This window comes from Bradyrhizobium sp. IC3195, assembly GCF_020193585.1.
GTDB classification, from domain to species: Bacteria; Pseudomonadota; Alphaproteobacteria; order Rhizobiales; family Xanthobacteraceae; genus Bradyrhizobium; species Bradyrhizobium yuanmingense.
On record NZ_JADYVG010000095.1, the window covers coordinates 1 to 452 of the forward strand.

At 53.3% G+C, this 452-nt stretch carries 1 protein-coding gene; it reads right to left on the bottom strand.

All coding sequences use genetic code 11. The features are described from left to right. The coding region (locus I6F09_RS37250) for an SDR family NAD(P)-dependent oxidoreductase (protein ID WP_225190209.1) at positions 1 to 341 on the bottom strand (341 nt) is incomplete at its 3' end. Between the last annotated feature and the right edge of the window lie 111 nt (positions 342 to 452).

Genomic DNA, 452 nt, shown 5'->3' on the forward strand with positions numbered 1-452 from the left:
ACCGATGACAGGTTGGTTTCGATAATATCGTTCCACTCGTCATCTTTCATGCGCATTAACAGATTGTCGCGAGTGATCCCGGCATTATTCACCAGGATATCCACTTCGCCAAACTCTGCGCGCACATTTTCCAGAACAGATTCAATAGATGCCGGGTCGGTCACATTCAACATCAGACCTTTACCATTTGCGCCTAAATAGTCGCTGATCGCCTGCGCGCCGCTTTCGCTGGTCGCAGTACCGATAACTTTCGCGCCACGGGCGCCGAGCGTTTCAGCGATGGCACGGCCAATACCGCGGCTTGCACCGGTAACCAGCGCGATTTTTCCTTCAAAACTCATGGTTTTCCTCTTTTATTGCTCAAGCGCCGCAGACATCGCCGCCGGCTCGTTAAGCGCGGAAGCGGTCAGGGTGTCAACAATACGTTTGGTCAGGCCGGTGAGGACTTTACC